The organism is Photorhabdus sp. S10-54 (genome assembly GCF_963878145.1).
In the GTDB taxonomy this organism is placed as follows: domain Bacteria; phylum Pseudomonadota; class Gammaproteobacteria; order Enterobacterales; family Enterobacteriaceae; genus Photorhabdus; species Photorhabdus kayaii.
Genome location: NZ_CAWNXG010000008.1, coordinates 49,188 through 63,394 on the forward strand (window position 1 = coordinate 49,188; position 14,207 = coordinate 63,394).

Annotated in this window: 13 protein-coding genes and 1 riboswitch; of the genes, 3 read left to right on the forward strand and 10 right to left on the reverse strand. The window is 42.9% G+C overall.

The genetic code is table 11. From position 1 onward, the window contains the following. Window positions 1–9: 9 nt before the first annotated feature. The 10 genes from recC to rppH all read right to left on the reverse strand — a co-directional run bounded on the left by recC (window position 10) and on the right by rppH (window position 10,583). On the reverse strand, window positions 10–3,399 hold the full coding sequence (recC, locus tag AACQ83_RS06205; RefSeq protein ID WP_112876478.1) for an exodeoxyribonuclease V subunit gamma: 3,390 nt from the start codon (window positions 3,397–3,399) through the stop codon (window positions 10–12). After that, a complete protein-coding gene (locus AACQ83_RS06210) occupies window positions 3,392–3,763 on the reverse strand; it encodes a prepilin-type N-terminal cleavage/methylation domain-containing protein (RefSeq protein ID WP_112876477.1) in 372 nt (123 codons plus the stop codon). Before AACQ83_RS06210 ends, recC begins: the two co-directional genes overlap by 8 nt. Then, a complete protein-coding gene (locus tag AACQ83_RS06215; RefSeq protein WP_112876476.1) occupies window positions 3,760–4,227 on the reverse strand; it encodes a YgdB family protein in 468 nt (155 codons plus the stop codon). Before AACQ83_RS06215 ends, AACQ83_RS06210 begins: the two co-directional genes overlap by 4 nt. 5 nt (window positions 4,228–4,232) lie before the next feature. Next, window positions 4,233–4,820, reverse strand: a complete 588-nt coding sequence (locus AACQ83_RS06220; RefSeq protein WP_112876475.1) for a prepilin peptidase-dependent protein — start codon at window positions 4,818–4,820, stop codon at window positions 4,233–4,235. A gap of 42 nt (window positions 4,821–4,862) precedes the next feature. Beyond that, window positions 4,863–5,378 carry a prepilin peptidase-dependent protein gene (locus tag AACQ83_RS06225; RefSeq protein WP_112876474.1) on the reverse strand — a complete coding sequence of 172 codons (516 nt, stop codon included), beginning with the start codon at window positions 5,376–5,378 and terminating at the stop codon, window positions 4,863–4,865. Window positions 5,379–5,735: 357 nt separating this feature from the next. Continuing rightward, on the reverse strand, window positions 5,736–5,858 hold the full coding sequence (locus AACQ83_RS06230) for a hypothetical protein (protein ID WP_255566856.1): 123 nt from the start codon (window positions 5,856–5,858) through the stop codon (window positions 5,736–5,738). 196 nt (window positions 5,859–6,054) lie between these two features. After that, a complete protein-coding gene (gene thyA / locus AACQ83_RS06235) occupies window positions 6,055–6,849 on the reverse strand; it encodes a thymidylate synthase (protein WP_112876473.1) in 795 nt (264 codons plus the stop codon). After that, a complete protein-coding gene (gene lgt / locus AACQ83_RS06240) occupies window positions 6,846–7,721 on the reverse strand; it encodes a prolipoprotein diacylglyceryl transferase (protein WP_112876472.1) in 876 nt (291 codons plus the stop codon). The genes thyA and lgt overlap by 4 nt, the downstream gene beginning before the upstream one ends. 75 nt (window positions 7,722–7,796) lie before the next feature. Further along, complete coding sequence (gene ptsP / locus AACQ83_RS06245; protein WP_112876471.1) at window positions 7,797–10,043, reverse strand: phosphoenolpyruvate--protein phosphotransferase; 2,247 nt, start codon at window positions 10,041–10,043, stop codon at window positions 7,797–7,799. Between the two features lie 9 nt (window positions 10,044–10,052). After that, the gene (rppH, locus tag AACQ83_RS06250; RefSeq protein ID WP_112876470.1) at window positions 10,053–10,583 is read right to left on the reverse strand and encodes an RNA pyrophosphohydrolase; all 531 of its coding nucleotides are present in this window, start codon (window positions 10,581–10,583) and stop codon (window positions 10,053–10,055) included. Between the two features lie 113 nt (window positions 10,584–10,696). Beyond that, a riboswitch (TPP riboswitch) is annotated at window positions 10,697–10,801 on the forward strand. Between the two features lie 72 nt (window positions 10,802–10,873). Between rppH and thiB the strand changes: the two genes are divergently transcribed. From thiB to thiQ, 3 genes are read left to right on the forward strand one after another with little or no spacing between them, the layout of a single operon-like run. Further along, window positions 10,874–11,887 (forward strand): thiamine ABC transporter substrate binding subunit, encoded by a 1,014-nt coding sequence (gene thiB / locus AACQ83_RS06255; RefSeq protein WP_112876469.1) that lies wholly within the window; start codon window positions 10,874–10,876, stop codon window positions 11,885–11,887. After that, window positions 11,863–13,473, forward strand: a complete 1,611-nt coding sequence (gene thiP, locus AACQ83_RS06260; protein ID WP_112876468.1) for a thiamine/thiamine pyrophosphate ABC transporter permease ThiP — start codon at window positions 11,863–11,865, stop codon at window positions 13,471–13,473. The genes thiB and thiP overlap by 25 nt, the downstream gene beginning before the upstream one ends. Next, window positions 13,460–14,167 (forward strand): thiamine ABC transporter ATP-binding protein ThiQ, encoded by a 708-nt coding sequence (thiQ, locus tag AACQ83_RS06265; RefSeq protein ID WP_112876467.1) that lies wholly within the window; start codon window positions 13,460–13,462, stop codon window positions 14,165–14,167. The genes thiP and thiQ overlap by 14 nt, the downstream gene beginning before the upstream one ends. Window positions 14,168–14,207: the final 40 nt, after the last annotated feature.

The following is a 14,207-nucleotide window of genomic DNA, read 5'->3' on the forward strand; positions in this document are numbered from 1 at the left end:
ATATTCTCCCTATGTATTCTGATATCGCGCTATCGGTAACAAATAACTGAGCGCTTCCTGTTTAAGTTTTGCCAAAAATGATTTATCCACTTGCCTGAAAGCCCTCTGAATATAAGGATCATCCCCTTCGCCTCTGCGTCCTTGATCTCCAAGCCATGCTTTCAATAACTGGCTTTCAGCTTTTGATTGAATTTCATCACTATCATCAATCTCACCAGTCTCTTTATTCATACATGCTGAAAGCCACGCCCAACCACTTTTACAAAACAGCGGTAAAGGCTCGGATATTCCTCGCTGATAGCCTTCAATCAATTGATTCAGATAATCTTTAGCTTGCTCTGAAGGTACAGGAGCAAAACGCCATTCGTTGCCATCACGCCCATAGCTGCGACTTTCACCCTCACCACCTGTCAGACAATAAGCCAGATGCTCAATCCACAATTGCATACCATCATTGGCTGTCAAACTGGCAGGCCGCCAACGTAGCAAACCATCCGGTTGTACCTTATTAATACGCCCCGTCAGAATCATCTGGCCTAAATCATGATGTAAATCGACAGATAAAGTTTCCATTTGTTGTTCACGAATTTTATCCGCCAAAGGCTGCATCTCTTTTTGCTGTCTTAACCAATAAACCTCACCAAAAGCACCAAAAGGTAATCCTCCAGCAGCACGCAGCCGATTGAAAAGTGGTTCAGGCGATTGCTGTTCAATTAACGCACTCAACAATAGCTGATTAAACTGATAACGTTGAAGATTATCTAAAACGAAAGGTTCTTCCTCTGGTAATTCCGTTTCTTCAATAACGAAATTTACTTTCAAGCAACGTTGGAAAAAAAACCGAACGGGATGGCGGTAAAAACTGCTCAAATTATCAAGTGTAATTTCTTGAATTTGCACCATTTCAATAGATTGGCAAAATTCAGCGTATGCTGCACCTTGCTCAGTTGCCGCTGGTAACCACTCCCCGGCATAGCTTTGCTGATAACTGCCCGGTATAAAATTTTCCGGTGCAAATGGAACGCGGGCATGAAGATACAACAGATGTTTTCTAACATGGGTAGCACTTTCATCAACATTCAGTTTTTCATTTCCCGGTAAACAAAAACTTTGGCAAACATAATCCAGTAATTCATTCACCAACACGGAAGGATTACATTCCGTATCATCACGAATAGACTTACCAATATAGCTGATATAGAGAAACCGTTCGGCAGATATCAAGGCTTCGAGGAATAGATAACGGTCATCATCCCGCCGTTTTCTGTCTCCCCTCTGACCTTTTTCCGCCATCAGATCAAATCCAAGCGGTGGAATTGAACGGGGGTAGATACCATCATTCATTCCCAATAAACAGACAACCTTAAAGGGAATAGAACGCATCGGCATTAGAGTACAAAAATTGACAGATCCGGCGAGAAAACGCTGACTGATTTTTTCATTATCAAACTGAAGTGCCAATTCATCTCGCAATAAAACTAATGGCACACTTTCCTGATAACGGGCATTCAAGCCATTGACTATGACTTTTTGCCATTGCTGTTCTATCATTGCCAGTACTAATTCAGTCTCATTATCTGATACAAAAAATGTTTCCAGCAACTGCTGGCAGACAGGTAACCAACCTGTTAATGCTCGGCTCTCAGCAAGAATTTTGCGCCAATAGCTTAATTGCATTAAAAATTCAGCCAATTGGCCGGCAAGCTCCGCAGCTAAACCACTGGATTCATCATAAGGCAATACCTCTTTCCAAGGACCCGACCGGCTATCCATTGCATAACCCAATAACATTCGGGTCAGTCCAAAACGCCATGTATGCTGGCCTGTCACCGGTAAAGATAGCTCTTCGACATTATCGTCATCCAGCCCCCAACGAACGCCTGATTCTTCAACCCAACGTCTTAATAAACGCAAACCATCTTCATGTACGTCAAATTTATTCGCCAGCGCGGGTACTTCCAACAATGCTAAAACCTGTTCTGTTGTAAAACGGCTTTGAGGTAAATCAAGCAGTGTAATAAATGCCTGTAAAATCGAATGTGCCTGACGGGCTTTACGATCAGAAATAGCAAATGGAATATAGCGTTCAACAGAGACATTACCAAATACTGCCTGAACATAGGGAGTATAATTGTCAATATCTGCGACCATCACAATAATATCCCTTGGCGTCAGCGATGGATTATCTTCCAATAATCTCAATAGCTGATCCTGTAAAACTTCCACTTCACGTTGAGGGCTATGGCAAACATGGAAAGATAAAGAACGATCCAACGGATCAAGTACTCTTTTTTTCAAACTGTTTTCAAATGTTTCTTTTGTTGAACCAATTTGGGCATGATCTTCCAGATAGAGAATATCCCTTTGCAATTGATGTAATAGATTATCCTGTTCTAATTCAACAAAAGCGTGAATATCCGAACTCTGCTCAAGCTGCGACAATAAATAGAGATTATCACGGCCCAACCGTCCCCACGATGCCAACAAGGGATTACTTACATCTTGTTCACCGTCATCGTTAAACAATGATTGAGCATTACCAGGATCTTTAAAATATTCCAGCTCCTGTTCGCTCTTATAATGACGTGGTTTACGGCTACTCAGTTTTGCCAAAAAAGCATAATTCTGAATATCTCCCCAATAATATTTACATGGATTAGTAAACATCAGGTGAATATCAATGTGCCGTGCCAATGCCTGTAAAGCTTGTAAATAGACCGGTGGTAAGGCAGAAATACCACAGATAAATACCCGCTTCGGTAAACAAGCTGAAAAGTCAGTACTATTTTCCAGTTCAGTATTATTTTCCAGCATCGAAATAAAACGCTGATACAAATTAGCACGATGCCATTGGGGTTGTTGTAACTGGTGAGTATATTTCGTCAGTTCCAGCCATAATCTTTTCTGCCACAACTGATTATCACTCAAGCCATCAATAAGCTGACCTTGCTGCCAACTTTCCAACCATTGCGGACGATAAACGAGATATTGGTCAAACAGATCAGCAACCCGTCCAGCTAATTGATGAATCTTCCGTTTATCAAAATCTTGATCAAGGTAGTGCCTGAGTGCGACAAACTCCGCTTCCGGCAGCAATTGAGGCAATAACGCCATCAATTTCCATGTCATAGCATCTTTACTAAAAGCACTCTCTTTAGGAATATCAGGCAATACTTTGGTAAACATATCCCAAATAAACGTAGCGGGAAGCGGAAATGAAATATTAGCTGATATGCCTATTCTTTCGGCCAGTTGGATTTGCATCCACTGTGACATACCTGGGCTTTGTACCAAAATGACTTCCTGCGCAAATGGATCAGTCAGTGGGTTACCCCCGATCAATATTGCTATCAATTCCTTAAGAAGATCTAATTGGTTAGAATGATAAACCTTAAACATCAGAACTCCCATTTGAACAAATCAATCGGCTTGCTTTACTTTGCTGATTATAAGGCGTTGTCACTATAACTGTAAGCTGATAGCAGCCAGACAACGGATAGGCTGTCTGAAATTCAGCATGCCATCCCGGTGGCAATGTTATTTCTGGTAAAACATTTTGACCTGCAATTAATTCATATTGTTCCAAATATCCATAAGATAATTTATCCGCCTTTGATTGCTGCCAATGTTGCTGAAACCCAAATAATAACGCCTGATGATAACGCATTAATCCCAATAAAGAGACCGAAAAGACCATAACAGCAATCATCACTTCGGGCAAACTCATGCCTGCTTGATGCTCATAAAAAAGCTCTGACTTCATGAACAAAATCCCACATCTACCTCAGGACAAAAATCCAGCCAACCACTCTCTACCGGAATAAGGGAATCACTTCCACCAGATGAGTGTAATTTCATCCATTGATATAATCCAACAGATTGCCCGGATGCCACATCAGCCATACCTTTCAGTAGAAAAAAATGACTCGATTGCCTTTTTAAACAACTGGTCAAATGAAATTCTTGTTGTTGCTGGCAATACCACTCTTCTGTTTTATTACTATCAAGTGACCATGACTGAGCAATTCCCCATGCCAATGAAGATTCTGCTTGCTGAAAAGCTTTTAGATATCTGCGTTCATCGACCATCATGATTAAAGCGTTATCCAGATGATGATGCAAAGCCTTTAACATCATCAGGCTAACGGCCAGTAATATCAGCACTGAAATGAGCAATACATTACCTTGCTGATATTGAAAACAGACATGTGGAGAATGCTCAGCCACGGTACTTATCCCCTGATATTGCGCAAACGTATTACTGACTGATATTGGTAGTTTATCGATGGATGTTTAAACCAATGTGCAATAAGCACCAATTTGATAAAAACTAAGCCATCTTTTGCCGGTAATTTTTCAGCTTTAAAGGAATCTACCACTATTTCATTTGGATCAAACAGCCTTTCCCAGCCATTTTCCTGACAGTTACCCGCCCCCCTTTTCCACTCTACTGACTTATTGCTAAGACGATAGCCAAAGAATTCTGATTCACTGTGTTCTGGCGGCTCCCATTGGTTATTGATGTTAAGATCGTATGCAATAATCAGGCATGAATCCTCACTCTCATCACTTTTATTATCGATGAATATTGGCTTTCCATCACAATAATGCTGACAATATCCAGCACGGCGAATATCCTTTTCTATAATATGTAATGTTTGTTTAACAAAATAACCTAAACGATATCTCTGATATAACTCCATTATTTGTTTAGTTAAAATAGGATAACTTTTAGCAATCGCTAGTAAGATAATACTACCAATAGCCATCGCTACAATAACCTCTAATAATGTCATTCCAGATTGATTTTTATTTTTCATTATTCCAATAAAGTATCAATTATTTTAGTAGAAAAAGTATAATTAATCACAAGCTGGAATTTGATTAAACTTATTATTACTACATGATCTCATCCTACCTCGTGAAGAAAAAATAATGGATATTTCACCTGCGGAATTCGCCAAAGTAAAACTCGCAGGTATCATGGTGTTTCTTATTCCATGAAACTCTATCTGATCCTTAGTTGCTGAATTAATAATAACATCCTGATAGGGGGAACTTATTCCCTCAACATTTTCTAAATCACAATTAGCCAATACCGAATTAGAGAGCGCTATGCACCAGTTTTTTCCAGTTTTCAACCACAATATCACCCTTTTGTTCAAATAATTTGCCAAAGATTGTTGCCTGGATATAAATGTCAATATCTTCTGTGCTGATTCCTGTAACCTGGCTCTTTCCTGGTGATCGCCCCATTCCTGCACACCCCATAAGGAAAATATTGAAACCAAAACAATAACGATCATCAATTCCAATAAAGAAAAACCTGATTGATTATCAATATTATAATGATCGATTATATTCATATTACTTACCATTGATAATTCCTTATTTCCTTTCGTAAAACATTTTATTCATTTTAAACACAGAATAAATACATAATTGAATTTTATGCGAGAGTGCATCAATAAAAAAATAATAGTTTATCATTGTTACATTTAAATTGCGTAGAGCTTCGCAAAAACCAATAAGAATAGCGATTTTTATTTATTATTATTGTCATGCATTGTAAGCTTATATGGCTATGAGGAAGAAGTTTCATGAATATAATAAAGAAAAGATTGAGTGCTTGACATAAGGATGTTATTACTATTAATTTATTCTATAAAAATAAATAATATCAGACCAGAAAATAATTAATTGAGAATATTTTATTAAGTATAGCGTTCAATGTTTTAAATATATACCCTATGGATTTCAAGATGCATCGCGATTTTAAGCAACGCTATCGCCTGCTGTTCTGCGTTTATATCGGCTTGATCTTTCTCACGTTTCAATTCAGATATCTCATTTTTCATGATAAACATCCTACGCTCCAAATACTCTGAGTTGCCAAGCAGATCTCTGACGTTCTTCTGAGAAATTTTCTTTTGAAAAATAGTTGATGGCCTTTTTTCTCTACTTCTGCATGTCTGTGTTTATATCATCAAAATTAAAAGAGAGACAATTTATACTCAATAGTCTCCCTCCAGATTATTGCTAATAACCAAACAACTAAATAGCAACCGGAGCCTTTATTCCTGGATGCGGGTCATAATCGACTATTTCAAAGTCATCAAATTTATAATCAAAAAGTGATTCCGGTTTACGCTTTATCACCAATTTTGGCAGTGAACGCGGCTCACGGCTGAGTTGTAACTTTGTCTGCTCCATATGGTTGCTATAAAGATGGGTATCACCACCAGTCCAGACAAAATCACCCACTTCTAGATCACACTGTTGCGCCATCATATAAACCAGCAATGCATAGCTGGCAATATTGAACGGTAAGCCAAGGAATACGTCACAGGAACGCTGATAAAGCTGGCAGGAAAGTTTGCCATCCGCGACATAAAACTGGAAGAAAGCGTGGCATGGCGCTAATGCCATGTTATCTAGTTCACCAACGTTCCAAGCTGAAACAATGATCCTACGTGAATCTGGATCGCTTTTAAGTTGTTCCAGTACGGTTTTTAGTTGGTCAATCTGGCGACCATCCGCGGCCCCCCATGCGCGCCATTGCTTACCATATACCGGCCCTAAATCACCATTTTCATCCGCCCATTCATCCCAAATAGTCACTCCATTTTCATGCAGATATTTAATATTGGTATCACCATGCAGGAACCAGAGAAGTTCATGAATAATTGAGCGGATATGGCAACGTTTAGTTGTGACCAGCGGAAAACCATCCTGTAAATTGAAACGCATCTGATGCCCGAAAATCGAGAGTGTCCCCGTCCCAGTGCGGTCTGCTTTCGGAGTGCCCTCTGCAAGCACTCTTTTCATTAAGTCCAGATACTGTTTCATTTTACCTCTTGTACCTTATTACCTTGGTGTTTGTATGCCCATATCATCATTAATATTCCTGCCAGAATCATTGGTATAGAAAGAATTTGCCCCATACTGATCCCGTCGAATAAGCCCAGTTGCGCATCTGGTTGGCGGAAGAGCTCGACTATCACTCGGAAAATACCGTAGCCAATTAAGAATAAACCGGAAACACTGCCCATCGGCCGAGGTTTACGGATATATAAATTCAAAATAATGAACAGAACGATCCCTTCCAACACCATTTCATAAAGCTGTGAAGGGTGACGAGGCAGAACACCATATTGTTCAAGTACTGATAACAGTGAGGGATCTGTTGCAGCCAGTGCAATATCTTCACCACGGGAGCTTGGAAATAACATCGCCCACGGCGTATCCAATGTGACACGTCCCCACAACTCGCCATTAATAAAATTACCGATTCTCCCCATGCCTAAACCAAAAGGGACTAACGGGGCAATGAAGTCAGCAACTTGTAAGAAATGGCGTTTCGTTCTGCGGCCAAACCACCACATTGCGCAGATAACCCCCACTAAACCACCGTGGAAAGACATCCCACCATCCCAAACTTTAAACAAATAAAGGGGGTTATCGAGAAATGCCGGGAAATTATAAAACAGGACGTAACCTAGACGGCCACCGACAAATACGCCAGCAAACCCTGCATAAAGCAAGTTCTCTACTTCGTTTTTTGTCCAACCACTATTGGGTTTCGCTGCCCTGCGTGTCGCTAGCCACATGGCGAATACAAACCCAACCAGGTACATGAAACCATACCAATGGAGGGCTATTGGACCTATTGAAAAAATGACCGGGTCAATATTAGGAAATGCCAGGTAGCTGTTACTCATCTTTCCCCACTTAATATTTAGCGTTAATGCCCTAAGGCAATTGATTGAGAATCATAGCACAGGCCGTTAAACGGATTAAATGCCACCTCTGACCAAACCGCCCACCCCATGCTGCTCCATAAACGTTGCTGACAGCTCCTTTACTCTTAGGCTGGTTTCAGCTTGTAGTATTTCGGTCATTAATTTTTCAACCTGAGCCAGCTCCAGATGACGTAATAAATACTTAATTCTTGGCACACTACAACCACTCATACTCAAACTGCGATAGCCAAGACCAATCAATAACAGCGCTCCCATAGGGAAACTTGCCATTTCACCACAAATGCTGATCGTAAGACCTGCCCGCTGGCTATTTTCAAATACCAGTTTTAATGCCCGAATCACCGCCGGATGTAAGCAATCATAAAGAGAAGCGACGTGAGTGTTATTCCGATCCACTGCCAATAGATATTGTGTTAGGTCATTGGTGCCAATAGACACAAAATCGACTCTGTTTTTGAGTTGTGGCAACAGAAAAATCATCGAAGGAACCTCAATCATGACACCGAGCTGAGGCATAGATATTTGGCGCGCCAGCATTTGCTCGACTTCCTCTTTCGCTCTGTCTACCAATCGCTTAGCTTCATCAATTTCTTCTACACTCGTCACCATTGGCAGCAGGATTTTCAAGTTACCCATATCAGCGTTAGCCCTGAGCATTGCCCGCAGTTGGATAAGAAAAATCTCCGGTTGATCCAGCGTCACTCGTATACCACGCCATCCCAAACAAGGGTTCTCTTCGCTGATCGGCATATAGGGCAGTTGTTTATCCGCACCAATATCAAGTGTACGCAATACCACTGGCTTATCGGGAAATAATTGTAACATCTCCTGATAACGCGCTTTTTGTTCATCTTCTGATGGGAAACCACAGTGCAGCATAAAGGGTATTTCGGTGCGATAGAGTCCAACACCATCAATACTATTACTGATCTGCAACTCATATTTCAGGCTCAAACCCGCATTAAGCTGAACCAAAATGCGCTCGCCACTTTTTAACCGTGCTTCCTGCTCAACATCTCCCTCAGCCAGTCTGCTAAGTGCTTTTTCTTCTTCGATAATCTGTTTATATTCCTGCGAAATCAGTGGTTCAGGTTCAATGAAAACTTCCCCACGGAAACCATCAAGAATTAGCATACGATTGTTCAGGAGTTCCGGCTGGACATCCGCCCCCATAATGGCCGGAATACCCATTGCTCGAACCAATATGGCAGAGTGTGAATGAGTAGCGCCATCACGAACAATAACCCCTGCTAACCTTTCCTGCGGCATTTCTGCCAATAGGTTAGCACTCAGTTCATCTGCAACCAGAATGAACCATTCAGGCCATTGATGGCTGGCAGTAAGTGAATCATCCAGATGAAATAATAATCGCTGTCCAAGTGCCCGTAAATCTGATGCTCTTTCCCGCATATAAGCATCCTGCAAGCAGGAAAATTGTTCTGCGTATTTCTCAATAACTTGTTTAACAGCCCATTGCGCAACAGAGCCCTGTTCAACACAGGAGAACAGATCTTGTTTCAACTGGGGATCATTCAAAAGGTAGGAATAAAGATCAAAAATCGCGGCGCTCTCTTTTTGAGAACCCGCGGTAAAACGTTTACTGAGCCGACGACATTCTGCTGTTGCATCTTCCAGTGCCTGAATTAAACGAGAACGTTCTGCTGCATGATCAAGGGTTGAGGCTTCAAAAATTTGGTCAAGTGAGGGTTGGGAGCAATCTTGCCATCCCTGAGCCATCACGATGCCATTGGAAATTGCCAATGCTTTAATTCTGGTCTGCCGATATCGACCAAACAAGCCTTTAGTCTGAGCTTGAGCAAGGATCACCGCGAGTTGTGTCGCAAGCGTCACCATAAAGGACTCTTCGGTTTCATTAAACAAGCGTTGTTCCTGCTGCTGAACGACCAAAACACCTTGCAACTGACGGTGGTAAACCACGGGAACGCCCAAAAAGGCGCGAAAGCTATCCTCTTTAACTTGAGGCAAATATTTGAAACTTGGATGGCTGCGGACATCCGCCAGATTAATCAGTTCAGACAATTGACCAACTTGCCCGACAACTCCTTCACCAAAAGCCAAACTGATAGTCCTTCCTCGGGGTTTCCTCAACCCTCGGGTTGCCATCAGGTAATAACACCGCCGTTGATGATCAGCAAGATAGATAGAACAGACATCCGTGCTCATTGCCAGACAGGTCTCGTTCACCAATAGCTCAAGCGCTTCGGCCAGATTGGTTGCCATAGCAACTTTTTCAACAATTTCCCGTAAACGCATGAGCATGGAACTCACCTAACTTCTTTTGCGGCGGTAAAAATACGAAGAACGTGGCAGAGATACGCTTTCCTGCATTGGCATTACAACCGAAGCAAACTCTTTCATCACGCGCCGATAAACATCACGCTTAAAAGAGACTACCTGCCGAACAGGATACCAATAGCTGACCCAACGCCAACCATCGAACTCCGGGGTATTACTGTGTTGCACATTAATATCTTCTTCATTACAGAGCAGTTGTAATAAAAACCATCGCTGCTTTTGACCAATACAGACAGGTCGTGTATCCCAACGCACCAAACGCTTGGGTAATTTGTAACGTAACCAATTACGAGTAGAGGCCAGAATGCGTACATCTTTCCGACCTAGCCCCACTTCTTCATACAGTTCCCGGTACATAGCCTGTTCTGGTGATTCCCCCGGATTAATTCCCCCTTGAGGAAATTGCCAGGAATGCTGCCCATAACGCCGGGCCCACAAAACCTGGCCTTGCCGATTACAAATTACAATTCCTACATTCGGGCGGTAGCCATCATCATCGATCACCAGACTACCTCGATAAACTAAATTTGAAAGATGACTAATTGTTTCACACTACCCTCAAGTGGTAAACCTCTATCATTGGACTTTGCAGTCGCTAGCTAAATCTCTACAATAGCGCCATCTCAACGGGGTGCTGGCTGTTTAAAACAGCCTTGCTGAGAGTAAACCCGCCGAACCTGATCCGGCTAATACCGGCGTAGGGATTTGAGCTGCTAACTATTTCACAGACGTTATCTTGCCGTTTAGCGCTTCCTCAAATCCTTTGCCAATCCTCTTAATTTAAGGAGAGCAAAGTGTTTAAGACGTTATTTTCCAAATTAATCGTACTGACAGCCCTATCAGCTCCTGCGTTGCTATTAAGTCAAGTTGTACAGGCCAAGCCAGTATTAACGGTCTATACCTATGATTCTTTTGCCACTGAATGGGGACCCGGGCCCGCAATTAAAAAAGCGTTTGAAGCTGAATGTCACTGTGAGCTGAAACTGGTTGCTCTGGAAGACGGTGTTTCCTTGCTCAATCGCCTAAGAATGGAGGGCAAGCGTACTGCTGCCGATATTATTCTTGGGTTGGATAACAACTTGATTCAAGCAGCCCAACAAACGGGGCTGTTTACTGAAAGTCAAGTAGATACCAGCAAACTGACACTGCCGGTGTCATGGAATAACAAGGTATTCATTCCTTATGACTATGGCTATTTTGCCTTCATTTACAACAAAAAGACTTTACCAAACCCGCCAAAAAGCATGGATGAGCTAATTAACAGCCACAATAACTGGAAAGTGATTTATCAAGATCCTCGCACCAGCACACCGGGGCAAGGTTTGCTGTTATGGATGCAGAAAATTTACGGTGATGATGCCCCACAAGCCTGGCAAAAACTGGCAAAGAAAACGCTGACCGTTACCAAGGGCTGGAGCGAAGCTTATGGTCTGTTCCTCAAAGGAGAAGGCGATCTGGTGCTGAGTTACACCACTTCACCGGGTTACCACCTGTTATCTGAGAAGAATGACAATTACGCTGCGGCTACATTCAGTGAAGGTCATTACCTTCAAATCGAAGTGGCCGCACAACTGGCCTCCAGCAAGCAACCGGAACTTGCTCAGAAATTTATGCAGTTTATGCTGACTCCAACTTTCCAACAGGAAATTCCAACCACTAACTGGATGTATCCGGTCATTGATATCCCACTCCCGGAAGTATATTTGCAGCTTTCCATACCCGCAAAATCTCTACAATATCGCGCGGAAGAAGTCGCAAAATACCGTAACCAATGGATTCGTACATGGCAAAGCGCTGTCAGCCGCTGATAGCCGGATGGCTGTTACCGGGGGCGATTGCCGCCGGTTTTTTACTGTTGGTCGCCTTACTGGCATTCGGAACGCTCTGGTTTAATTCACCTGCAAGTGACTGGTATTTATTGATAGAAGATCGCTATTTGTGGCACGTGGTACGCTTCACATTCTGGCAAGCCTTTTTATCAGCGCTATTTTCTGTTATTCCGGCTATTTTTCTTTCCAGAGCACTCTATCGCCGTCATTTTCCAGGCCGAACCCTCTTTCTGCGCCTGTGCGCTATGACGCTGGTTTTGCCCGTGCTAGTCGCTCTATTCGGCATTCTGACGGTTTATGGCAGAGCCGGCTGGCTGGCTCAGTTCTGCAAATGGATCGGCATCGATTACCACTTCACCCCTTACGGTTTACCAGGCATTTTGCTGGCACATATTTTCTTTAATATGCCACTGGCAATACGGCTTTTACTGCAATCGCTGGAAAACATTGCGGTGGAACAACGGCAATTAGCGGCGCAGCTAGGTATGAATGAATGGCAACATTTCCGTTTTGTTGAATGGCCTTATCTACGCCGCCAGATCCTGCCCACTGGCGCACTGATTTTTATGCTCTGTTTCGCCAGTTTTGCTACTGTGCTGGCGTTAGGTGGCGGACCTGCTGCAACAACTGTCGAACTGGCAATCTATCAAGCGTTAAGCTATGACTACGATCTTAACCGTGCCGCGTTACTGGCGTTAATTCAGATTACCTGCTGCCTTGGCCTTGTGCTCCTCAGTCAGAAACTTAACAGTGCTCTATCTGTCGGCTACAGCAACCAACAGCAATGGCGTAATCCACAGGATACTTTGTTGAGAAAAATCTGCGACAGTCTGTTAATTATCGCAGCATTATTACTACTCGTGCCACCATTACTGGCGGTTGTCGTGGATGGCCTTAACAGCGGGTTGCTTAACGTATTACGCCAGCCTGCATTGTGGCAAGCATTTATCACCTCAGCGGTGATTGCTTTAGGCGCGGGGTTATTATGTGTTTTATTCACTATGATGCTGCTGTGGAGCAGCCGTGAGCTGTACCTGCGTTATTCTCCTCACTGGGGACAAGCAATGGAGATGAGTGGTTTGTTGATCCTCTCTACGCCAGGCATTGTATTGGCAACAGGATTCTTTCTGTTGCTCAACGATACCGTCGGCCTGCCCCGTTCACCCTACGGTCTGGTGATTTTAACCAACGCACTGATGGCAATTCCCTATGCACTGAAAGTTCTGGATAATCCAATGAAAGATCTGGCGGCTCGCTATAATCCACTGTGTCGCTCCCTGAATATTCAAGGTATTAACCGACTACGCTGGATTGAACTAAAAGCACTAAAAGTTCCGCTGGTACAAGCGCTGGCCTTTGCTTGTGTCCTTTCCGTTGGAGATTTTGGCATTGTCGCGCTGTTTGGTAATGAAGATTTCCGTACCCTGCCCTTCTACCTCTATCAGCAAATTGGGGCTTATCGTAGTCAGGATGGCGCGATCACTGCCTTATTGCTGTTATTGTTATGCTTTATGCTGTTTAGTTTACTTGAACGCTTACCGAGACCACGTAATGCTCAAACTTGAAAATCTGACTTACCGCAATGAACATCTGGCGATGCGCTTTGACTTGCAAATTCAGGCCGGAGAACGTATCGCAATCCTAGGCCCTAGTGGGGCGGGTAAAAGTACACTCCTGAACTTAATCGCCGGCTTCCAAACAGCAGAAAAAGGCTCCCTATGGCTGAACGGGGAAAATCATACCAGTACGTCACCTGCTCAACGCCCGGTTTCTATGTTGTTTCAAGAAAATAATCTCTTCTCTCATTTGACAATTGAGCAGAATATCGGACTAGGTTTACATCCCGGATTACGCCTTAATAGCATGCAGAAACAGACATTACAGCAAATAGTCTCTCAAGTTTCGTTGGAAAATTGTCTAACCCGTCTGCCAGCTCAACTTTCTGGTGGACAACGACAGCGAGCAGCATTAGCTCGTTGCCTAGTACGCCAGCAACCAATTTTATTACTTGACGAGCCTTTTTCAGCCCTAGATCCGGCACTGCGTAATGAAATGCTGGTATTACTGGAACAAGTTTGCCATGAACGCCAGCTTACATTATTGATGGTTTCCCATAATCTGGATGATGCCGCTCGTATAGCTGATCGCGCTCTATTAATTGTTGATGGCAATATTCATTATGACGGTTCAACAAATGCACTGGTTGCCGGTACTGTTTCTGAAGCTGCTATTTTGGGGAGGAAGGTCGCTTCTATTTAGGCGTTATTAATGTCATCGCTATCAAAATAAACGGGAACAG

Excerpts from the sequence above, each read along its gene's own strand:
- thiP (WP_112876468.1), top strand. The coding sequence starts at position 11,863 with ATGGCAAAGCGCTGTCAGCCGCTGATAGCCGGATGGCTGTTACCGGGG.
- thiQ (WP_112876467.1), top strand. The coding sequence starts at position 13,460 with ATGCTCAAACTTGAAAATCTGACTTACCGCAATGAACATCTGGCGATG.
- thyA (WP_112876473.1), bottom strand. The coding sequence starts at position 6,849 with ATGAAACAGTATCTGGACTTAATGAAAAGAGTGCTTGCAGAGGGCACT.
- AACQ83_RS06210 (WP_112876477.1), bottom strand. The coding sequence starts at position 3,763 with ATGAAGTCAGAGCTTTTTTATGAGCATCAAGCAGGCATGAGTTTGCCC.
- AACQ83_RS06225 (WP_112876474.1), bottom strand. The coding sequence starts at position 5,378 with ATGGTAAGTAATATGAATATAATCGATCATTATAATATTGATAATCAA.
- AACQ83_RS06230 (WP_255566856.1), bottom strand. The coding sequence starts at position 5,858 with ATGAAAAATGAGATATCTGAATTGAAACGTGAGAAAGATCAAGCCGAT.
- AACQ83_RS06220 (WP_112876475.1), bottom strand. The coding sequence starts at position 4,820 with ATGAAAAATAAAAATCAATCTGGAATGACATTATTAGAGGTTATTGTA.
- recC (WP_112876478.1), bottom strand. The coding sequence starts at position 3,399 with ATGTTTAAGGTTTATCATTCTAACCAATTAGATCTTCTTAAGGAATTG.
- ptsP (WP_112876471.1), bottom strand. The coding sequence starts at position 10,043 with ATGCTCATGCGTTTACGGGAAATTGTTGAAAAAGTTGCTATGGCAACC.
- lgt (WP_112876472.1), bottom strand. The coding sequence starts at position 7,721 with ATGAGTAACAGCTACCTGGCATTTCCTAATATTGACCCGGTCATTTTT.